General features: G+C 65.8%; 24 protein-coding genes. 17 read left to right on the forward strand and 7 right to left on the reverse strand.

Annotation, left to right across the window (positions count from 1 at the left end; translation table 11 throughout):
- Nucleotides 1-81: 81 nt before the first annotated feature.
- The gene (locus EV645_RS19525; RefSeq protein ID WP_130445301.1) at nt 82-1,191 is read left to right on the forward strand and encodes a carboxylate-amine ligase; all 1,110 of its coding nucleotides are present in this window, start codon (nt 82-84) and stop codon (nt 1,189-1,191) included.
- A gap of 9 nt (nt 1,192-1,200) precedes the next feature.
- Here the strand turns inward: EV645_RS19525 and EV645_RS19530 are convergent, their stop codons facing one another.
- Nucleotides 1,201-1,407, reverse strand: coding sequence for a CDGSH iron-sulfur domain-containing protein (locus tag EV645_RS19530; RefSeq protein WP_130445302.1), 207 nt, complete (start codon nt 1,405-1,407; stop codon nt 1,201-1,203).
- A gap of 76 nt (nt 1,408-1,483) precedes the next feature.
- Between EV645_RS19530 and EV645_RS42275 the strand changes: the two genes are divergently transcribed.
- The 5 genes from EV645_RS42275 (at nt 1,484) to EV645_RS19550 (ending at nt 3,920) form a co-directional block, all read left to right on the forward strand.
- A complete protein-coding gene (locus tag EV645_RS42275; RefSeq protein WP_198681714.1) occupies nt 1,484-1,642 on the forward strand; it encodes a hypothetical protein in 159 nt (52 codons plus the stop codon).
- A 153-nt stretch (nt 1,643-1,795) separates the two neighbouring features.
- Complete coding sequence (locus EV645_RS42280; RefSeq protein WP_198681715.1) at nt 1,796-2,248, forward strand: iron-containing redox enzyme family protein; 453 nt, start codon at nt 1,796-1,798, stop codon at nt 2,246-2,248.
- Between the two features lie 174 nt (nt 2,249-2,422).
- Complete coding sequence (locus tag EV645_RS19540) at nt 2,423-2,791, forward strand: hypothetical protein (RefSeq protein ID WP_130445303.1); 369 nt, start codon at nt 2,423-2,425, stop codon at nt 2,789-2,791.
- Between the two features lie 87 nt (nt 2,792-2,878).
- Nucleotides 2,879-3,562: a DUF6766 family protein gene (locus EV645_RS19545; protein ID WP_130445304.1), complete on the forward strand. Its 684-nt coding sequence runs from the start codon at nt 2,879-2,881 to the stop codon at nt 3,560-3,562.
- A gap of 85 nt (nt 3,563-3,647) precedes the next feature.
- Nucleotides 3,648-3,920, forward strand: coding sequence for a GlsB/YeaQ/YmgE family stress response membrane protein (locus tag EV645_RS19550; protein ID WP_130445305.1), 273 nt, complete (start codon nt 3,648-3,650; stop codon nt 3,918-3,920).
- A 106-nt stretch (nt 3,921-4,026) separates the two neighbouring features.
- Here the strand turns inward: EV645_RS19550 and EV645_RS19555 are convergent, their stop codons facing one another.
- The 3 genes from EV645_RS19555 to EV645_RS19565 form a co-directional block, all read right to left on the reverse strand.
- The gene (locus EV645_RS19555) at nt 4,027-4,251 is read right to left on the reverse strand and encodes a DUF2188 domain-containing protein (protein WP_130445306.1); all 225 of its coding nucleotides are present in this window, start codon (nt 4,249-4,251) and stop codon (nt 4,027-4,029) included.
- Between the two features lie 292 nt (nt 4,252-4,543).
- Entirely contained in the window at nt 4,544-4,816 is a 273-nt protein-coding gene (locus EV645_RS19560; RefSeq protein ID WP_130445307.1) for a hypothetical protein, read from the reverse strand.
- A gap of 46 nt (nt 4,817-4,862) precedes the next feature.
- Nucleotides 4,863-5,327 (reverse strand): Hsp20/alpha crystallin family protein, encoded by a 465-nt coding sequence (locus tag EV645_RS19565; protein ID WP_338419147.1) that lies wholly within the window; start codon nt 5,325-5,327, stop codon nt 4,863-4,865.
- Nucleotides 5,328-5,424: 97 nt separating this feature from the next.
- Between EV645_RS19565 and EV645_RS19570 the strand changes: the two genes are divergently transcribed.
- A complete protein-coding gene (locus EV645_RS19570) occupies nt 5,425-5,697 on the forward strand; it encodes a hypothetical protein (RefSeq protein WP_130445308.1) in 273 nt (90 codons plus the stop codon).
- A gap of 19 nt (nt 5,698-5,716) precedes the next feature.
- Here EV645_RS19570 and EV645_RS19575 read toward each other — a convergent pair whose 3' ends face one another.
- A complete protein-coding gene (locus EV645_RS19575; RefSeq protein ID WP_242000520.1) occupies nt 5,717-6,928 on the reverse strand; it encodes a multidrug effflux MFS transporter in 1,212 nt (403 codons plus the stop codon).
- The gene (locus EV645_RS19580) at nt 6,925-7,947 is read right to left on the reverse strand and encodes a zinc-dependent alcohol dehydrogenase family protein (RefSeq protein ID WP_130445309.1); all 1,023 of its coding nucleotides are present in this window, start codon (nt 7,945-7,947) and stop codon (nt 6,925-6,927) included. Before EV645_RS19580 ends, EV645_RS19575 begins: the two co-directional genes overlap by 4 nt.
- A gap of 134 nt (nt 7,948-8,081) precedes the next feature.
- Here EV645_RS19580 and EV645_RS19585 point away from each other — a divergent pair, with 134 nt between their 5' ends.
- Nucleotides 8,082-8,960, forward strand: a complete 879-nt coding sequence (locus EV645_RS19585; protein WP_130445310.1) for a helix-turn-helix transcriptional regulator — start codon at nt 8,082-8,084, stop codon at nt 8,958-8,960.
- On the opposite strand, the gene EV645_RS43375 is transcribed toward EV645_RS19585, so the two are convergent.
- Complete coding sequence (locus EV645_RS43375; protein WP_422386633.1) at nt 8,854-9,189, reverse strand: ATP-binding protein; 336 nt, start codon at nt 9,187-9,189, stop codon at nt 8,854-8,856. The genes EV645_RS19585 and EV645_RS43375 overlap by 107 nt on opposite strands.
- Between EV645_RS43375 and EV645_RS43380 the strand changes: the two genes are divergently transcribed.
- The 9 genes from EV645_RS43380 (at nt 9,118) to EV645_RS19635 (ending at nt 19,644) form a co-directional block, all read left to right on the forward strand.
- Complete coding sequence (locus EV645_RS43380) at nt 9,118-9,270, forward strand: hypothetical protein (protein WP_157997111.1); 153 nt, start codon at nt 9,118-9,120, stop codon at nt 9,268-9,270. The two genes, EV645_RS43375 and EV645_RS43380, sit on opposite strands and share 72 nt — an antisense overlap.
- Before the next feature lie 49 nt (nt 9,271-9,319).
- Nucleotides 9,320-9,841, forward strand: coding sequence for a cation:dicarboxylate symporter family transporter (locus EV645_RS42285; protein WP_198681716.1), 522 nt, complete (start codon nt 9,320-9,322; stop codon nt 9,839-9,841).
- A 245-nt stretch (nt 9,842-10,086) separates the two neighbouring features.
- Nucleotides 10,087-10,746, forward strand: coding sequence for a hypothetical protein (locus EV645_RS19605; RefSeq protein WP_130445311.1), 660 nt, complete (start codon nt 10,087-10,089; stop codon nt 10,744-10,746).
- 27 nt (nt 10,747-10,773) lie between these two features.
- A complete protein-coding gene (locus EV645_RS19610; protein WP_130445312.1) occupies nt 10,774-11,322 on the forward strand; it encodes a SigE family RNA polymerase sigma factor in 549 nt (182 codons plus the stop codon).
- 287 nt (nt 11,323-11,609) lie between these two features.
- Nucleotides 11,610-12,077, forward strand: coding sequence for a hypothetical protein (locus EV645_RS19615; protein ID WP_130445313.1), 468 nt, complete (start codon nt 11,610-11,612; stop codon nt 12,075-12,077).
- Between the two features lie 135 nt (nt 12,078-12,212).
- Complete coding sequence (gad, locus tag EV645_RS19620; RefSeq protein WP_198681717.1) at nt 12,213-13,592, forward strand: glutamate decarboxylase; 1,380 nt, start codon at nt 12,213-12,215, stop codon at nt 13,590-13,592.
- A gap of 9 nt (nt 13,593-13,601) precedes the next feature.
- A complete protein-coding gene (locus tag EV645_RS19625) occupies nt 13,602-14,420 on the forward strand; it encodes a YrhK family protein (protein WP_130445315.1) in 819 nt (272 codons plus the stop codon).
- 251 nt (nt 14,421-14,671) lie between these two features.
- Nucleotides 14,672-15,019, forward strand: a complete 348-nt coding sequence (locus tag EV645_RS19630; protein WP_130445316.1) for a TraR/DksA family transcriptional regulator — start codon at nt 14,672-14,674, stop codon at nt 15,017-15,019.
- Nucleotides 15,020-16,185: 1,166 nt separating this feature from the next.
- Nucleotides 16,186-19,644 carry a LamG-like jellyroll fold domain-containing protein gene (locus EV645_RS19635; protein WP_130445317.1) on the forward strand — a complete coding sequence of 1,153 codons (3,459 nt, stop codon included), beginning with the start codon at nt 16,186-16,188 and terminating at the stop codon, nt 19,642-19,644.
- Nucleotides 19,645-19,646: the final 2 nt, after the last annotated feature.

Below are 19,646 nucleotides of genomic sequence, written 5' to 3' on the forward strand. Positions count from 1 at the left end.
TCCGGGTACCCACCTCGTATTCGTCCATGCGTCTGTGCGCTGGACGAGGATTCGCTTGCGCACGGGAGGTAACAGGATCGCGTGACCAATGCCAAGTCCCTCGCCACGGCGCCGCCTGACGCCGGTCGCCTTCGCGCGTTGTTCTCGGGCACAGCGGCCGGGACGGTGGGGCTCGAGGAAGAGCTGCTGGTGGTACGTCGGGATAGTTGGTTGCCCGCGGATGCCGGCGCGGTGGTTGCGGGAGCCGGGGACTCACGGGTGAAGCGTGAGCTGCCGGCCTGCCAGCTGGAGATTGCGACGTCCGTGCACGCTGAAGTGACTGACGCGGTTGAGGAACTGCGCAGTTGCCGCCTGCTCGTCGCTGATGTCTGCGATAAGGACGTGGCCGCGATCGCGGCGCCGGTCCACCCCCTCGTCGACGGACCCACCGCGCTGTCGGGCACTGCGCGGGCCGCTAGGCTCGGGACTCGCTACCGCGAGGTGATCGGGCGGCAGTTGGTCTCCTCGTTGCAGGTGCACCTGGCGTTCGGCGACGCCGATTGCACGCTGGGCGTGTACCACGCGCTGCGGGATCGACTGCCGGAGCTGGCTGCACTGGCCGCGGCCTCGCCGTTCGCTGCGGGACGTGACACCGGGCTGTGTTCGGTGCGTCCGGTGATCGCCTCCCAGCTGCCTAGACAGGGCGTGCCGCCGATCATCGCCTCGTGGGAGCAGTACGCCGATGACCTGGCCTGGGCTGTCCGAGGAGGCGCCGTGGCTGACGCGTCGGAGTGGTGGTGGGAGCTTCGACCGCACGTCGGATACGGCACGCTGGAGCTGCGGGTCCTCGACGTACAGGCAACCGTGGAAGGGACCAGCGCTATTGCCCGGTTCGTACATGCGCTCGCGGCCGGGCTCGCCGACCTGCATCGTCTCGGCGATCTTCAGCCACCGGCTCCGACATGGAGGATCGCGGAGAACCGGTGGTCTGCGCTTCGCGACGGCGTGGGGGGACGGCTCCTCGATCTGCGGACCGGTGAATCCCTGCCCACCCGGAGCTGCCTTCACGACCTCGTGGACGTCGCCGAGCCATACGCGAGGGACGGTCTGGACGAGGTGCGAGCGATGATCGAACACCCTCTCGTGGACGTGCTACGAGCCCTGGGTCCCAAGCGCGCGGTCCCATGGTTGGCGGAGGTCTTCACCACATGAATGAGCAGGTCAGGAGCTGGTCCGGTGCGGGAGAGTGTGCGTTCCGTCGCAGAACGGAGGGATCGCGGTGCGCCCGCAGCGGCAGAGCGCGATGGTACGGCGGGCCGCGGGCAGCGGATCGCCGTTCTCGTCCAGCAGTTCGAAGTCGCCGCGTACGAGGATCGGGCCATCCGGGTAGAAGCGGATCTGTGCCGCGCCGTCGTCCTCGGTGGCCATGGAACCGCCGGTACCCAGCTCCGTAACGGTTTCCAGCGCGGGTACTGGTCGGCTGCCAATGTGTCGAGGAGAGAACATGCAACTACCACCGCCGCGTGAGCCGCTCAGTGCCTGGTTGAGCGACCAGGTCACCGGCGTCCGCGGTACACAGCGGTCCATCGAGATCGCCCGGTCCGGCCAGCCGTTCGCTGATGAGGATCTGCAGCTTGCGCTTTGGATCGCGTACGAGCTGTAGTACCGCGGCTTCGACGACGTCGACCCCGAGGCGCAGTGGGATCCGGACATCATTGCGCTCCGCAACCAACTGGAGCGTCCGTGGATCTATTGGCTGGAATCCAACTGCCGGGTTGATCCGACCTACGAGCCGGTCGCAGTCCAGCTCCGGTCGATGATCGACGCCGATGACGGACAGCGGTTGGCGCCGTACCTGCGTCGGCATGCGACGCGAGAGCAGTTTCGCGAGTTCGTTCTGAATCGGTCTGTGTACCGGCTCAAGGAGGCCGACCCGCATAGCTTCGGCATTCCCCGGCTGGAGGGCGCTGCGAAGGCGGCGCTGGTCGAGATCGAGTCCGACGAGTACGGCGGCGGTCGTCCGGAGCGCATGCATTCCGAGCTGTTCCGTACGACGATGCGCTGGCTCGGCCTCGACGACAGCCACGGCCGCTACGTCGCGGAGGTGCCGGCCGTCACGCTGGCCGTGTCGAACGTGATGTCGCTGTTCGCGATCCACCGCCGCTGGACCGCCGCCCTCATCGGTCACCTGGCGGCGCTCGAGATGACGTCCTGTTCGGCGCACGCTGCTCACTCGTCGTCGACAACCTCGTCGCCGAGCACCTCCTGACGGACTGGGCGGCCTCGCCCCGCTACCTCCGGACGAGTGCCGGCGCTGTGATGTGAGTGTTGTCTGAGTTCGGGATCGCGACGCAACCGCCCCGGCAAAGGGACCTCTGACGCGTCACGGCGCATCGGGTTGGGAACCTGTTCAGATATGAGACCGTGGTTTGTCGGTGTAGTGATGGGCGCGATCGTACTTGCAGTCAGTTCCTGTGGCTCGAAGTTGCCTGAGGCACCTGCTGCAGTTGCGGATCGGTTCTACCACGCCATCGCAGTCCACGACGCGGCCGCGGCCTGCGGGTTGTTGGGGCCCCAAACGCGCCACGAGGTGGAACAGTCGGCGCAGGCGTCGTGTGCTGCGGCGATCCTGGACCAGGACATCCCAGCGGCGGACAGCGTGGTCGAGCTGCGGAAGTACGGCACTCACGCGTACGCGCGGATGAACGGGGACACAGCCTTCCTGGCGGAGTTCGGCGACGGCTGGAAGATCGTCGCCGCGGCCTGTACCTCGCAGGATCAGCTGCCTTATGACTGCAAGGTCAAAGGGTGAACGACCGATGCGCGTAATGTTCATCGTCTACCTGGCCGTCGTCCTCGTCGGCCTGGCGTACTTCCTCACCCTGGGGGTGATCAACCGATGACCCGGGTGCGTGGCTTCGTACGCACCAACTCTCTGAGTCTCGTCTTCGGAGTGCTGTTCCTGGGTGCCTTGGTCGGGCAAGCCTTCGCCGGCCTTGCAGAATTCAACGACGGTCAGGTCGCCGACGGTCTCGCGACGATTTCTTTCGGCCGGTACGTCACCTCCGCAGACTTCGCCGTCGACGTCACCGAGAACTGGCAGAGCGAGTACCTGCAGTTCCTGCTCTACATCGTCCTGACCGTCTGGCTGGTGCAACGCGGTTCCCCGGAATCCAAGCCGCTCGATCAGGCCGGCCGGGAATCCGACGAGGACCAGAAGGTCGGGGCGTACGCCGGACCCGACTCACCGCACTGGGCGAAGGTGGGCGGCGTGCGGACCAGGATCTATTCCTCGTCACTCGGTCTCGTGATGGGCGCGGTGTTCCTGGCCTGCTGGCTGGTGCAGTCGGTCGCGGGCTGGTCGGCGTACAACGAGCAGCGGCTGAAGCAGCTTCAAGATCCACAATCGTGGCTGTCTTACGTCGGCTCGGCCGACTTCTGGAGTCGAAGCCTGCAGAACTGGCAGTCGGAGTTGCTCGCCGTCGGATCGATGGCGGTCTTCAGCATCTACCTACGTCAACGCGGATCCCCTGAAAGCAAGCCGGTCGGCACCGCACACGACGCCACCGGCATCGAGGGGTGATGAACCGGTTTGTGGCTTGGGCACCGGTGGGGGCGCTGCGGTACATCACCTCGGCGATTCGGGGCTACACAAGAGGGACGGAACCATGGAAATCATCGGAGTCATCGTCGCCGGTATCATCATCGGCCTACTCGGAAAGTTCGTCGCTCCGGGCAACAAGGACAACATCCCGATCTGGCTGACCATCCTGTGCGGAATCGGCGGGGTCATCATCGGCTGGTTCGTCTACACCGCGTTCGGCGGTAACGGCAGCTCAGGCGTCGACTGGGTGCGCTGGCTCGTGGCCATCGTGATCTCCGCAGTTCTGGTCGTCATCGCATCCACGGTGACCGGTCGGAACACGACGGCGCGACGCTGAACCACAAGCCTGCTCATCTCCGCGGGTGGGAGAAAGTTGCCAATGGCCCCATTTATTGCCGCGATGTTCGGCCGGAACTGGCACTGGCATCGAGAGCCCGGTGTTGTCAGCTGGGTTCGTACTCTCGGCGGTAGCGGTAGGAGTTGTGTTCGGCGATCGTTCCGTCGGGGTTGGTGATGATGTGGTCGACGCCGTACCAGCAGGCCACGGTCGCGCCTTGGCCGGCCTGGTGCTGCTTTCCGCCGCCGGTTGCGAAGGGTTCGTCGCTGTTGCGCCAGCGGGTCTTCCAGATGCCGTTCTCGCAGTAGGTTTCGATGGCGTCAACGGACATGATGATCCTCGGTCAAGATGCGGTCGTAGGCGGCGCGACGGACGGGATCGCGCAGTGTCGTGTGGGCGGTGAGGATTTTCTGCAGGCGTTGGTCGGCGTCAGGTTCCGGTTCCGGCGCGCGGGTTTCGGCGTTGTGCTCATTGCCTCTGACGGATGAAGCTTGATCGCCGGGGTTGGGGTGCGGCGGCCCGCCTGGTCGAGGGGTGCCTCGGCGGGCGGCCGCACCACAGGTCAGGACTTGTGTCGAGTAACGGCTGGGTTCACCTCCTCTCACACGAGAAATCGAGGTTCGTCAGCTGTTCCGGCCCCGCGGAGGCCCGCGAGCCCGGCCGTGGGTTCGACGCGGCAACACCGACCGGGGCGCATGTGTCCCCTGGCGTGCCCGGCGCGACCGCGGCCATGCGGAATGTCCACCGCTGGGTGGGCAAGGTTTGTCGAGCGGCGGCTCGGACGGCGATTCCCAGCAGGCAGCGATCAGAGCGTCGAACTCGATCTGCAGCAGCTCGTCATCGGCGAGCGTCAGGTCGAGGAAGGCCTCGTCGAGTTGCTGTGCGTCCACCGTCATCGATCTCACCCCATCGACAACAACTTGCCGTCTCGCCGGCGCCTGGTCAGGAGTTGATCTCCTTGCGATCGCTGTCGGTGCTCGCGATCGAGATCTTGCGTGGCTTGGCTCGTTCGGCGATCGGGATCCTCAGTGTGAGTACGCCGGCCTCGTAGCGGGCCTCGATCCGCTCGGCGTCCAGCGTGTCCCCGAGGAACAGCTGCCGGGAGAACACCCCGAGCGGGCGCTCGGCAACCTGCATCTCCACATCGTCACCGAGCTCGAGCGGCCTGCGCTCGGCCTTCACGGTGAGTACGTTGCGTTCCACGTCGAGTTCGATCGCGTCCGGTGCGACACCGGGAAGATCGAGGGAAACGACATACTGATCGCCTTGGCGGTAGGCGTCCATCGGCATCGCGGTCGGCCGGGACCACGTGCCCGGCGCTTGGCTCCCGAACACCTGCTGGGCCAGCCGGTCGAACTCGCGGAACGGGTCTGTGCGCATCAACATCGTCTGCACCTCCTGTGGCATCGAGTCAACTGTGGTGTCAATACGCACCTCCGGTATAACATGTCATCCAAACGATGACAAGTGTCGATGTCATCCAATCGCTGACGCCGATGATGAGGTGAGGGAGTGGCTCGCCGCCTGGGAGCCGCTGCTCATCGGTGCAGCGCGAGAGCAGGGCGTCAGCTGGGCGGAGCTCGCTCCCGCGCTCGGCGTTGCCAGCCGGCAGGCGGCCGAGCGCCGCCATCTGCGGCTCAACCCGCACAGCGCCGACCTGCCGGACATGACCGGCGAGGAGCTCGAGAACAGCAACCCCACCTTGGCCGGGCAGGTCGCCCACATCAGCGCGACCACCGACCAACTACGCGACGAACACAAGACCAGAACGCAATAACCAGCCGGCAGGTGTCCGGCTAGCGTCCGGCGATACGGAGGCCGATGAGAGACACTGCCGCGCCGGCGATCATGAGCGTAGCCATCGGGACCGCGGTGTGTTCGCCGCCGAGGCCGGCGATGGGGGCGATGGTGCCGGCTGCCACCCATTGGAGACAGCCCTGTACGGCGGACCCGGTGCCGGGATGATCCGGTACGGCGGCCGACGCGAGCGCACCGCCGTTCGGGATCATCAGGCCTTGCGCGGTCATCAGGACGAAGAAGCACACGATGGCGACGATCAGAGGGGTATCGAACCACAGGGCACCGCTCAGCATCACAACACCCGCGGACAGGGCTGCGACCTGGCCGACGAGGATGAGACTGCGGGTGGGAATTCGACCGGCGAGCCGTGCGGCGACGAGTGCTGCGATTGTCATTCCGGCTGCGTTCCCGGCGAAGTCGACCGAGTACGCGACGGGGGAGAGCCCGTTCATGGATTGCAGTACGAAAGCGGACGTGGCGACGTACGCGAACAGCGCGGCCATCGCGGCCCCGGCGACGATGACGTAGCCGACGTACTCGCGGTTGCCGAGGACGACCCGGCCGGCTGCGACGAAGCTCCGCAGACCACCGCCGTGACGGCGTTCGGGAGGGAGCGATTCGGGTACGGCGACCAACACGGCAAGCATCATGGCGACACCGAGGACGGCCACTGCCCAGAACGAGACGCGCCAGTCGGACAGCTGCAGGATGGCTGCGCCGAGTAGTGGGCCGACGATCGGTGCGATGCCGCCGACGCCCGCGATCAGGTTCAGCACCCTCACCAGCTGAGCGCCGCGAGCCAGGTCGACGATGACCGCGCGGCCGATGACCATTGCCCAGCCGCCGGCGAAACCTTGCACGAAGCGGGCCACGGTCATCACGCCGATCGTCGGCGTGAGCGCACAAACGACCGACGCTGCGGCCATCGCCAGGATTGCGACGAGCAGCGGTCGGCGCCGGCCGCGCTGGTCCGAGACCGGGCCGCCCACCAGTTGGCCCAGGGCCATGCCGACGAAGAATGTGGTCAAGGTCAGCTGAACGTCTGTTGCGCTCGCATCCAGATCGCCGGCTACTCGCGGGAACGCGGGCACGTACATGTCGGTCGCGAGCGGCGCGATGGCGGTCAGGAAGATGACCGTCGTGACCAGCCCGGCTGTGAGGCGTGCTCCGCGATCCGTCGTCCTTGCGGGTGCTGAGTTCAGGGTCACGGGCGGAGTAGGACCTTGATCGCGCGGCGCTCGTCCATTGCCCGGTAGGCCTCAGGGGCCTGCTCGAGCGGCAGCGTGAGATCAAAGACCTTTCCCGGGTCGATCTGACGGCTCAGGATCAGGTTGATCAACTGCGGCAGGTACTGCCGGACCGGGGCAGGGCCGCCGTGGAGGTGGACATGGGAGAAGAACAGCTCGTCGCCTTTCAGCGTGACGTCGTGGGAAACACCGACGTACCCGACGTGACCGCCGGGCCGCGTCGAGTGGATGGCCTGCAGCATCGACTCCTGGGTGCCGACGGCCTCGATCACCGAGTGGGCACCGAGGCCGTTCGTCAGCTCCATGATCTTCTCGACTCCCTCGTCACCGCGTTCGGTGACGATGTCGGTGGCCCCGAAGTCGAGCGCGAGCTTCTGGCGGGAGTTGTGTCTACTCATTGCGATCACCCGCTGCGCGCCGAGCTGCTTCGCCGCCAGTACACCCATCAGTCCGACCGCCCCGTCGCCGACAACCGCGACTGTCTTGCCGGGGCTGGCCTGAGCGGCAGCCGCCGCGAACCATCCGGTTCCCAGCACGTCCGAGGCAGTCAGCAAGCTTGGGATGAGGTCCTCCTCGGGTGCGCCCGGCACTGCAACCAGCGTGCCGTCGGCGAGGGGCACCCGCAGACGCTCGGCCTGGGCACCCATCGCGTTCATCCACTCGCGCTGGACGCAGGACGTCTGATAACCGGCGCGGCAGTTCTCGCACGTATTGTCCGAGGCCGAGAAGCCGCCGACCACGAACTGACCGGGCTTGACGGTGGTGACGTCGTCACCGATCTCCTCCACGACGCCGACGTACTCGTGCCCGATGGGCGACGGGCCGTCGATCGGCTCGGCGCCGCGGTACGGCCACAGGTCAGAACCGCAGACACAGGTGGCAGTGAGGCTGATGACGGCGTCCGTCGGCTTCAGAATGGCCGGCTGCGGCCGGTCCTCGACCCTGAAATCGCCCGGGGCGTACATGACAACACCACGCATCGGTGGAACATCTCCTCGCATCAAGTGAATCGTGGTTCCAGTCAACGACGCGCAGACGTGCTGAGGGAGTCTCCATCGAAACGTGTACTGACAGTGCATCCCAGCCACAGGAGGTACGTCGTACCGTCAGTGCTGTGGACAACCGTGCCGAGGTCCGCGAGTTCCTGACCTCGCGGCGAGCCAAGATCACTCCTCAGGCGGTGGGGCTGCCGGACGTGGGCAGCCGCCGGGTGCCTGGACTGCGCCGAGGTGAGGTAGCGGCGTTGGCAGGCGTGAGTATCGAGTACTACGCCAAGCTCGAACGCGGAGCCCTCGGCGGCGTTTCCGCATCGGTACTGGACTCGATCGCCCGCGCCCTGCAGCTCGACGACGCCGAACGGACCCATCTGTTCCACCTCGCGCACGCCGCCGACGGCACCAGCGCCGGCATGCGTCCACGCCGCCGTGCGGGCAAACGCTGGACCCCGCGACCCAGCCTCCAGTGGGTGCTCGACAACTTCAACGGCCCGGCGATCATCCGCAACGGCCGAATGGATCTGCTGGCATGCAACCAGCTCGGCCGGGCGATGCATGCGACGCTGTACGACGCCTCGGTCGGGGAACCGCCCAGTTTCGCGCGGTTCACCTTCCTGGATCTCGATGCTGCTCACGACTTCTATCCGGACTGGGACACCGCCGCCGACATCTGTGTCGCAATCCTGCGCACCGAGGCCGGCCGGGACCCGCACGACAAGGATCTCCACGACTTGGTCGGTGAGCTGTCCACCCGGAGCCTGGACTTCCGCCGCCGCTGGAGCAGCCACGACGTCCGCCAACACGGTGCGGGCACGAAGTACTTCCACCACCGCGTTGTCGGCGACCTCGAACTCGCCTACGAGAGCGTCGACATGATCTCCGACCTGGGCCTCACCCTGACCCTGTACGCCGCCGAGCCCGGCTCACCCACCGCCCACGCCCTCGACCTCCTCGCATCTTGGACAACCCAGCCCACGCTGACCCATCCGGACGCCTGACCTCTTGCGGACACCGCGCCCTCACGAAAGCCGATCCTGGCCAGGCAACTCCGTGATCCCACCGGGACCGCCGGAGTCGGGTGACCCAGTCGGTCGCGGTGGCGAACAGGACGCGGTGTCCGTGCCGGGCGGCGGCGACTCCCAAAGCGGTGGCCAGGTGGGTTTTGCCGGTGCCGGGTGGTCCGAGGAGGACGACGTTGCGGGCCTCGATCCGCTCAGCGGCCGCCATCTCGGCAACTTCCCGCAGGCCTTCACCCATCTGGCCCTGATCCACGCCGTCACGCAGATCATCCGCGCGGAAGACTTGTGAGTCAGGCAGCGTGGTTCAGGAGGGACCAGCGAGGGTCGTCGTTGGACCAGTGGTTGACCAGGGCGTCGACGGCGAGTCGGTGGGTCGCTGGATCGAGTACGCCGTGGTCGGTCGCCGCGTCGAGTACCTCGAGGTACGTGGCGACAAAGTTCGTCAGGCCTCGGGTCGTAACCGGCGGCAGTGTGAGCTGCTGCTGATCGCCTGCTGTTATCTGGCCGCGGTGTTGTTCGTCCTGGTGCTGGCCGCGATCGCCCGCGTGTACGTCGGGATGAACCTGTTCAAGTTCATCCGCTACGCCCGTGAGGAGTTCGTGCTCGCGCTCGGTACGGCGTCCACCGAGGCGGCACTGCTCGGCGCCGACCGGATCATGGACTCGATGCGCGTCTTCGTGAACCTCCTCGGCAACTGCCTCGCTACCTTCGTCGCCAAATGGGAAGGCCGGCTCGACACCGCCAGAATGCACTGCGTCCTGAACGGCGACGCACCGATCGACGAACTCGCCCCCGCCACCCAACCGGCCGAGCCTGTCAGGCGCCTCGCGGTCCCAACCCCGACGCCGGCGAGCGACTGAGGACCTGAGCCAGAGCCGGGACGTCAACCCCAGTTGCCGGTCAACCGGGCAGCTGACGACAGCGTCGTACTCCAGTATGGACAGCTTTGCCTTCGGATCTTGTCTGCAGCGCAGGCAACCTGTGATGGGGGATCGGGAGTACCTACGGACGGACATCGTCCATGCGGCAGATCCCTTCGGGTGATGCCGCCGGCCGACCCGCAGCCCGGCACGGTGCCGGGCGGTACAACCTGAAGGAGATACTCGTGACTCTCGGTTTCCCGAAGAAGGCTGCGATGACGGCCGCGCTGTTCGCCGCCGTCGGTGGTGTTGCGTTCGGGGCGTCCGCGTTCGCGGCAAGCGGTCAGCCGGTCGCCACCGGTGTGCAGCCGACCGGTCTGACAGCTCGGACCACGGCGTCGTCGAAGATCACCTCGGAGACGGTCGGCAAGGGAACGGTCGATGGTCGGGCATGGTCCGTGGTACTGGAGTACTACCCCACCTTGCCGAAGGGATATGCGCTGCCGGCAAAGGCCCTGAAGGCCGAGGCGGGCAAGTCGTCGCTGCTCTGCCAGCGGATGGTGATCGGTGGTGTCCGGATCGATCACCAGGGCGGTCCGTGGGCCGACTGTCAGCCGATAGCGGGTGCACATGACCCGGGCAAGGCCGGTGGGGCAGGACTGTGGGGTCTGCACGACAAGGGCACTAGCGGATCGCGTCTGTTCGTAGCGAATGTCGGGGCCGATGTCGCCTACGGCGTGGTGAATCTGTCCGACGGCAGTCAGCTCAAGGCAGTCGCCACGACCGTTCCGGGTACGAGCTACCGCGCGTACGCGGCGGCCATCGGTGACGGCAGGAGCATCACCAGCGTCGACACCTACAACAGCCGGCACCACCGCCTCACCCACGACACCTACTGGCGCTGACCCACCACAGGAACGGACAGCCCTGCCGTGCCGCACCCGCCCTTCGACTCCGCTGAGGAGCCGGACCTCACGTTCACTCGTTTCGTCGGTGCCCGATGGCGGTCTCTGACGCACACGGCGTACCTGCTGACGGGCGACTTCCACGAGGCCGAAGACTTGGTGCAGACGACGCTGGCCAAGATCTATCCGCGGTGGCGGCGGCTGCGGATGGACACGGTGGAGCAGTACGTGCGGAAGGCGCTGGTCAACACCAACCGCAGCAGGCATCGACGTCGCAGGGTTGCGCTGTTCCTTCAGCCCGTGCTGCCCGACACCCGGCCCGCCCACGAGGACGGGCCGGGTGTCGGGAGCGTCGGCGAGCGCGATGTTCTCGCGCTGGCGCTCGGCCAGTTGCCCGAGCGCCAGCGCGCGGTCGTCGTACTGCGGTACTGCGAGGACCTGTCCGTCGAAGAAGTCGCCGACATTCTCGGTTGTTCGGTCGGCACGGTGAAAAGCCAGTCATCACGAGCCCTGGCAAAACTCCGCGTGCACCCGGACCTCGTCCACCACTCAGTTCGCCTTGGAGATCCGCGATGAGTTCCGACCATGACCCGGCTGACGACTGGATGCGTGCCGCCTTCAGGCGTTCACGGGACCTGCATATACCCTCGCCCGTCCCTCTCGATCAGGTCGTGGCCGCCGGCCGAGCCCACCGGAAGCGTCGCAACGCGACCGTGATCGCCGCTGTTGCGGCAGTCGTGGCGATCGTCGGCATCGGGGCTCCTCTGTCCTGGATGGGACACGCCAGTGTGCCCGGCCAGATCGCTCCTGCCGCAAGTCCTTCTCAGCGGAGTACTTCGGTTGACGTCACCGTGGGGCACGGCATGGTGGATGGACTGCGGTGGTTGGTGGCACTGGAGTTCTATCCGACGCTGCCGAAGGGATACGTGGTCCCGGCGAAGGCCGAGAAGGCGGCGGGCGAGTCGTCGTTGGTGTGTCAGCGAATGGTGATCGGTGGTGTCCGTGTCGACCATGAGGGCGGCCCATGGGCCGACTGTCAACCGGTTGACGGCGCACACGATTCGAGCCAGAGTGGCGGGGCCGGACTGTGGGGCCTGAGGGACAAAGGAACTGCTGGATCGCGGTTGTTCGTAGCCAACGTCCAGGCTGGTGTTGCCTACGGCATGGTGAATCTGTCCGACGGCAGCCGGCTCAAAGCAACCGCCACTACCGTCCCCGGCACCAGCTACCGCGCCTTCGCGGTTGCCATCACCACTGGTAAGACCATCACGAGCGTCGACACCTACAACACCAGCCACCGCCGTCTGACCCACGACACGAGTTGGCGCTGACCGAGTAGAACCGGCAAAGCGGGTTCCGTCACCGGCAGTGCCGCGGCGTGTGCTCATCCCACCGGGGGGATGTTCGGTCCGAGCCGAGGTGCTGATGATGGCACGTCAGCAGGTGGGCACGGCAAAGGAGTCGTCGTGAGTGACGCGGAGCGGTCGTACGAGAAGAGCGCCGAGTTGTTCGGGAGCAGTTTTCTGGCCCGGGAGGTGCCGACCCGCGACTTTCCGTCGGCGGGGATGACAGCGACCGATGCGCTGCGGCTGGTGGCCGAGGACCTGGCGCTCGAGGGGCTGCCGGCGCGCAACCTGGCCACGTTCGTCACCACCTGGATGGAGCCGGAGGCGCAGAAGCTGATCGCGTTCAACCTGCACCGGAACTTTATCGACCACGCTGAGTATCCGCGGACCGCCGAGCTCGAGCAGCGCTGCATCCGGATGCTGGCCGACCTGTTCCACGCACCGGTCGAGACGACCGGCGCGCGGACCCAAGGCTCGTCCGAGGCGATCATGCTCGGCGCGCTGTCGCTGAAATGGAACTGGCGCCAGCGCCGCCGCGACGCAGGCCTGCCGACCGACAACCCGAACCTGGTGTTCGGCGGAGACGTCCACGTGGTCTGGGAGAAGTTCTGCCGGTACTTCGACGTCGAGCCGCGGATCGTCCCGCTCCAGCGCGGCAAGTACACGATCGGCCCGGAGGACGTCGAGCCGCACATTGACGAGAACACGATCGGCGTCGCGGCCGTGCTCGGTACGACGTTCACCGGTCACAAGGACGACATCGGCGGCATCAACGACCTGCTGGTCCGGATCAAGAAGGAGCGGAAGCTCGACGTACCGCTGCACGTGGACGGTGCCAGCGGCGCCTTCGTCTGGCCGTTCCTGTACCCGCACTCCGAGTGGGACTTCCGGCTCGAGCAGGTGCGGTCGATCAACACGTCCGGACACAAGTTCGGCCTCGTGTACCCCGGCATCGGCTGGCTGATCTTCCGGACGAAGGAGGACCTCAACCCCGACCTGGTGTTCAAGGAGAACTACCTCGGCAAGACGGACTCGACGTTCACGCTGAACTTCTCGACCGGGTCGGCGATGGTGGTCGCGCAGTACTACAACTTCGTCCGCTACGGCCGTCCCGGCTACACCTACATCATGGAGAACATGCAGCGGAACGCGGAGGTGCTCGCCGACAAACTCGAGAAGATGGGCGACTTCCGTGTGATCGGGCGCGAGTTCGAGCAGCTTCCGCTGGTCGCGTTCAGACTGACCGAGGGGCATTCGTACGACGAGTTCGACGTCGCCTGGCAGTTGTCGGCCGAGCGCGGCTGGATGGTTCCGGCGTACACGATGCCGCCGGACGCGCAGGACGTGAAGATCATGCGGGCCCTGGTCAAGCAGACCCTGAGCCGCGAGCAGGTCGACACCCTCGCGCGGGACATCGAGGATGCGTGCCGGACGCTCGAGAAGAAGGGCGGGGCACACGAGTCGGAGCGAAAGAAGATGGTGGTCGGCTCCGGCCACTGAGCCGGAACAGTGAGCACGTCAGGGCTGCCGATCGAGGTGCCGCCGGACGCGACGGATCTGGTGGTCGAGGGGCCGCGCCCGTTCGTCACCCGGGTGCAGTACCGGCGTGCCGACGGCCGGTTGGTGCAGTGGGAGGCGCGAGCACGCCGCAAGGCGGCCGGTGCACGCGGATTCGGTACGACGTGGTGGACGGGTCTGCTGTTTGCGATCGGTTCAGCGTGTTTCGTCGCCGGACCGATCCCGGCGTACGCGCGGGCCGTCGGACCGCACCTCGACGCGATCACGTACTTCGTGGGCTCGCTGCTCTTCACGTCGGGCGCGTACCTGTCGTACCTGCAGGTGGTGCGGCAGGCCGGCCATCGCTGGTTCGCCTGGGCGCCACGGAGTCCCGGATTCTGGGCGTGTGCGATCCAGTTGGTCGGCACGCTCTACTTCAACGTGACCACGTTCGCCGGACTGTTCGACGTACCGTCCGACCTGGCGAACCGGATCGTCTGGCGGCCGGACGCGATCGGCTCGGTGTGCTTCCTGGTCTCGTCGGCGATCGCGTTCGCGGAGGCTGGGCACCGCTGGTGGTCGTGGCGGCCCGACCAACGCGACTGGCACATCACCGCACTCAACCTGTGGGGATCGGTCTTCTTCGGCCTGTCCGCGATCGGCGCCCATGTCACCTCCGCCGGCGAGCTGTCCAACGTCCAACTCGCCAACGGCGGCACCTTCGTCGGCGCTGTCTGCTTCCTCATCGCCTCCCTGCTGATGATGCCCGAGGGCCGCGCCGCGGCGGCGTCATCCGATTCAGCTGATGCAGTTCGTGATCGCGAGCGTTAAGACTCAGGTGCATGACGCCTTCCCGCGATGCCGCTGCCACTGTCCGCGACCAGCACAAGGATGCTCTCGAGGGTGCGCGGTGCGGTCGCCGGTAGGCTCTCGCCGTACATCTTCGCCGCCAGCGTCAGCCAGGTCCTCGAGCTTTCGGAGCAGCTTGGCGAGGGCGATTGATGTCCGCGGGATTGGTCGACGGATCAACGGTCACCAGGAGATGTACGCCGCTAATACACAGACGGTGCAACGATGGATAGATGGAAGAAGCTCGCGACCTGCTGGAGGCGCAACGGCGACAAGCACTGCAACGGCTGGCGAGCCTGACGGGCGACTTTCATGAGGTGGTCGCTGCCTCACGAGACTCGAACGCTGATGACGAGCATGATCCCGAGGGCGCGACGATCGCCTTCGAGAGATCTCAGGTCACGTCGCTAGTGCAACAGGTCCAGACGCAGTTGGCGGAGATCGAGGCAGCATTCGACCGACTATCGGCCGGCACCTACGGCTCGTGCGAACACTGCGCCCAGCCCATCACCCCAGCCCGCCTTCGAGCCAGACCCGCAGCCCGCACCTGCGTCACCTGTGCCCAGCTCAGGACCACGTGAATGAACCTCGAGGGAGACCTCGAGCTGCGTGCCCCCGGCGGTGATGTGGATTTCGGAATCGAACGGGCCTGGTCTCCCAGAGACCGTGACGATGCCGAGCGATGTGATGTGACACACAGTCACGATCAGCCTGAGCCTCCGCTAGAGGTTTCCGACCGGTGAAGTACGGCCCGGGTGAGCCACTGCCGCAGCAAAGAGGTGAGTAAGAGGTGACCGGCGGGCAGCAAGAAGCCCAGGCCACCTGCGTGACCTGGGCTGCTGTGCGCCGCCAGGGACTCGAACCCCGAACCCGCTGAATTCCACCTGAGGATTCCCATCAGTTCCCATCGACAATCAAAATCTCTTGCAGGTAACGGATCGAACGGTCGCGATGGACGCATTGGCTCGCATCGTTACTCGTCCTGTCGCGCTGATTGAGGTGCGTAAAGAGGTGTGTAATCGCACCTGCCGAGGCTGCACGAACGTCCGGCCGGTGTTATCGCCTCACTAGTGTGGCCGCATCGTTCGCGGTGCCGTAGTCCTCTTTGTGAGACCCGGATACTTCGCTGCCGACGCGACGGCAGACGGCCTACGGGGAGTTGGTATCCGGATTGAGGTGTCATCCGGTCTCGACCTCTGCTGCCCAGGCCGGCGGCCTCGTCTAGCGACAGAGGTGCGGGCTTGAACAGGACGTTTCGACCGGTTTGTGAGCGGCTGTGGTGACCACTCACCTTCGTGGATCAGGTGTAGACACGCGGTCGAGGTCTGTACACCCCAGCCCATCTTCATAGGGCTCGGATTCCCGCCGAGCAGGCACACCACATCTCGGCGGGAATCGAGATCCAGGAGAAGTCGCCGTCAGTTCGACAGCAGGGCGCAGGACATGCAATGGCTGGTCAGCGTGCGCACCGTCGCGAGCCTCGATGGCGACCTTCGTGAGGCACTGGCTGCGGTCGCTCTCGTTTCGGCTGCAGGAGTGGTCACCTGGCGATGTCAAGGGTGATGCGCATCACTCATCCATACAAGTTTGTATGGGTGATTTGTATGGGTTGTCGCTGGTGGTGATCGGGTCATAGCCCGAGAGTTAGCCCCCTCGGGATGGGGATCGATGAGTTGGGGTGGGGATCGTGAGGCGGGGATCTCGTGCTGCTTCGTCGCGCCTTCTGCGCGGACGAGGCTTCGTAGCATTGGCAACAGCCGCGGCCGTCCTGGGCGCCGGCCTGCATGCGACAACTGCCGTGGCGAAGACTCCGGCGCCTCCGGCGATCGGGCGCACCCTCGAGGAAGCGTCCAAGTATGCCGCCGCGAGCGGCGACCCGGTCGAGATCGCCGACCGCACCACGGAGACCTCCCAAACGTTCGCGAACGCCGACGGCTCGTTCACGACGAAGTTGTCGAACCAGCCCGTACGAGCTCGCCAGGGCGATACTTGGCGCGCCGTCGACACAAACCTTGAGTTCCGCTCTGACGGGACCGTTGGTCCGAAGGTTGCTGTAGCTCAGGTGACGTTGTCGGGTGGCGGGAGCGGTCTGTTAGCGCGTCTCGGCTTGAAGGACGGAACTTTCGAGCTGAAGTCCCCCTGGTCATTGCCTCAGCCGACTTTGTCGGGTTCGACAGCCACGTACTCCGACGTGATAGCAGGGGTCGATGTGGTCGTTGAGGCGACGGCCGAAGGCTTTAGCTACAACGTCGTGGTCAAGAACCGGGCCGCCGCCACCAGTCCGGCACTCCGTTCGCTTCACCTCCCGGTGACGACGTCCGGGCTTTCGCTGCGCAGCGGCCGTGCGGGTGGACCGATGTACGTCGCTGCCGACGGACGCGAGGTGCTGTCGGCGGGAGACGGGGTCATGTGGGATTCGGCTCAGCCGGGCCCGCAGACCAAGCTCTCCGGACCTCCCCGGCCGTCGGCTCAGATTGTCGACGATGGTCCCTCTGGCGCGCACAGCGCCGAGGTCGAGGTGCGCGGCGACGAGAGCGGTCTCACACTCGTGCCCGACTCGGAGCTCCTGACGGCCACGTCGACCGTCTATCCGGTGGTTCTCGATCCGGTCCCGGCAACGCGCAGCGCCACCGCGTGGGCAGCTGCGTGGCAGCTGTACCCGACGACTTCGTTTTACAAGACCACTCACAGCCTCGGCGTCGGCTTCGAGGACTACGAGCAGCACAAGATCGTGAGGTCGTTCTTCCAGTTCGACACGTCGGCTTTCGCGGGAAAGAAGATCCTCGACTCGACCCTGCGTACCTACGAGGTGCATTCGGCGAGCTGCGCAGCTCGGTCGGTAACCGTTGCCCGCACGGGCGCGATTTCGGCTGCGACGACGTGGAACAACCAGCCTGCCGTCCAACTCACGGCGACCAGCAAGAGCTTCGCCAATGGCTACAACTCGTCCTGTCCAGATGCCTATGTCGAGTTTCCGGTGACCAACTCGATGGTCGACACCGCAGCAAAGGGGTACACCACCTCGACATTCAGGCTCAGTGCAACGGACGAGACCGACGGCATCGCGTGGAAGCAATTCAGCTCGTTCGGCGAACTGCAGTTGCACTACCTGACCCCTCCAGACGTGCCCCGGCGGGTCGGCCTGACTGATCCGAACGAAGGCTGCGACAACGCGACCGCGCCCGTGAACGTAGGCTCGACCAATATTCAGTTCGGCCTGACCCCGGTACTCAAGAACAATGTCAACGAGCCGAACGCTCGGGTGCAGGGCGAGCTGTGGATCTACAGCTCTTCGGGGAACCCCTTCCTGACGAAGCTGACCGGCCGGGACAGTCCCGGGACGGCAATGACCGTCACGATCCCAAGTTCCGCGTTGCCGGACGGCGTGACCTACCACTTCCGGGCTCGCACGCTGTATCCGGACGACGTCAGTGGAGTTACGCTCGTTTCGAATTGGTCCGTCTGGTGCTACTTCAGGGTCGATCGCCTCGCGCCGGACCCGCCTATCGTCACGGCGAAGTTCGGTGCGACGAACATTCCCAACTGCCAGGGCGAGTCAACGTGCGAGGAGATCGCGTCGTTCGGCGACGTGGTGTCGTTCACGTTCAAGGGTGCTGCCAGCGATGTGTCTCGGCACGAATATTGGTTCCAGGGACAGCAGCGAACCAGTGTTACGGGGAATACGGTCACTGTGGCGCTCAAGCCCCCGCAGGAGGGCTACAACGTTCTGCATGTCGTCAGCTACGACCCGGCGGTGCATTCGAGCAAGCCAACCGACTTCATGCTGAACGTCGGCAGCGGCAGGCCGCCGATCGGCAGCTGGTCGTTCGACGATGGGGCGGGAACGATCGCGAGCGATTCCGCGTCGCCCGCGCATCCACTGATTGTCTACGGCGGTGGCGCCTTCGATGACGCGGGTCGTGATGGAAAGTCTGTCCTGATGGACGGTGTGGACGACTATGCGGAGACTTCGAGTCCAGTTGTCGATACGTCATTGAGCTTCACCGTTTCGGCGTGGGCCCGGCTGACGACTGCCAAGGAAGCGGTTGTTGTCGGCGCAGCTGGCAGCGTCGGCAGCGCGTTCGAGCTCTACTACTCCGCGTCGTCCAATCGTTGGGTGTTTCAGCGGATGAACACCGACACCATGTCGCCCGGCATCGTCAAAGCGTTGTCCGATGAGCCTGCCGTGCTGGGATCGTGGACGCACCTGACCGCCGTGTACGACAACGTGGCAAACAAGATCCAGCTCTATGTCAACGGACGGCTGCAGTCAGCAGGGAACACGTCGTTCCCTGCCACCAGTGCTTGGAAGGCGTCCGGTCCGTTGAGTGTCGGCCGAGGCCAGTACAACGGGGTTCGTCAGTACTGGTTCCCCGGTTCGATCGACGGCGTGCAGATCTGGCAACGTGCGTTCGATGCCACGGCGGCGATGGCCTTGACCGATCCGCGCAGCGGCGGAGCAGCTGTCGTGAGCCAGGCGGCCCGCTGGCCGATGGATACAGCCGTCCTGGGGAGCGACCAGGTTTGGCGGACACCGGACACGGTGTTCGGCGCGAACATGCCGATCTCCGGATTCGGCGGAAGCACGGATCCGGCGATGTCGTTCGTGGAGGATCCCGATCGGGGCAGGGTCCTCCAGTTCTCGGGTGCAGCGAGTGAAGCACTGTCCTTGCCGAGGTCGGTGGTCGACGCCGGTACGACGTTCTCCGCTGCAGCCTGGGTGAAGCTGACCGACCCGACCAAGCCAGCTGTCATCGCACGGCAGGCCGGCACCGACCGAGATGCGTGGCGGCTGGAGTGGAAGCCGATCGATTCCTTCGGTGGCCAGTGGATCTTCTCCCGGGCCCGTGCCGACGGGACTGGTGAGGACCACGCGATGTTCCCCGACGACATCGACAGCGTCACGAACAGTTGGCGGCTGGTCATCGGGACCTATGACGCGAACTCACCTGACGGAACGAATCAGGGTCCGCTCGGCGGCATCGGCATCACGGTGAACAAACGAGCGGACGACCTCGGCACCGCGCGCCACTCGTCGCCGTACCGGCTGGGTAGCACCGTCGTCGGCAAGGGCCGTGTGGCGGGTGCCGAGTTCGCCGGTGAGATCGACGACTTCCGGTTGTATGTCGGCCCGCTGGTCGACGACGCGGTCTGCAGAGAGTTCCCCGATCTCGGCAGCGGAACCTGCCCGACTCCGGCCGGCTGACA

The organism is Kribbella rubisoli (assembly GCF_004217145.1).
GTDB lineage: Bacteria > Actinomycetota > Actinomycetes > Propionibacteriales > Kribbellaceae > Kribbella > Kribbella rubisoli.

Excerpts from the sequence above, each read along its gene's own strand:
- EV645_RS42275 (WP_198681714.1), top strand. The coding sequence starts at position 1,484 with ATGCAACTACCACCGCCGCGTGAGCCGCTCAGTGCCTGGTTGAGCGAC.
- EV645_RS43375 (WP_422386633.1), bottom strand. The coding sequence starts at position 9,189 with ATGGCGGCCGCTGAGCGGATCGAGGCCCGCAACGTCGTCCTCCTCGGA.
- EV645_RS19580 (WP_130445309.1), bottom strand. The coding sequence starts at position 7,947 with ATGCGTGGTGTTGTCATGTACGCCCCGGGCGATTTCAGGGTCGAGGAC.
- EV645_RS19615 (WP_130445313.1), top strand. The coding sequence starts at position 11,610 with ATGGTGGATGGACTGCGGTGGTTGGTGGCACTGGAGTTCTATCCGACG.
- EV645_RS19540 (WP_130445303.1), top strand. The coding sequence starts at position 2,423 with ATGGGCGCGATCGTACTTGCAGTCAGTTCCTGTGGCTCGAAGTTGCCT.
- EV645_RS19530 (WP_130445302.1), bottom strand. The coding sequence starts at position 1,407 with ATGGCCACCGAGGACGACGGCGCGGCACAGATCCGCTTCTACCCGGAT.
- EV645_RS19555 (WP_130445306.1), bottom strand. The coding sequence starts at position 4,251 with ATGTCCGTTGACGCCATCGAAACCTACTGCGAGAACGGCATCTGGAAG.
- EV645_RS19550 (WP_130445305.1), top strand. The coding sequence starts at position 3,648 with ATGGAAATCATCGGAGTCATCGTCGCCGGTATCATCATCGGCCTACTC.
- EV645_RS19560 (WP_130445307.1), bottom strand. The coding sequence starts at position 4,816 with ATGACGGTGGACGCACAGCAACTCGACGAGGCCTTCCTCGACCTGACG.
- EV645_RS42280 (WP_198681715.1), top strand. The coding sequence starts at position 1,796 with ATGATCGACGCCGATGACGGACAGCGGTTGGCGCCGTACCTGCGTCGG.
- EV645_RS19545 (WP_130445304.1), top strand. The coding sequence starts at position 2,879 with ATGACCCGGGTGCGTGGCTTCGTACGCACCAACTCTCTGAGTCTCGTC.
- EV645_RS19565 (WP_338419147.1), bottom strand. The coding sequence starts at position 5,327 with ATGCCACAGGAGGTGCAGACGATGTTGATGCGCACAGACCCGTTCCGC.
- EV645_RS19630 (WP_130445316.1), top strand. The coding sequence starts at position 14,672 with ATGGAAGAAGCTCGCGACCTGCTGGAGGCGCAACGGCGACAAGCACTG.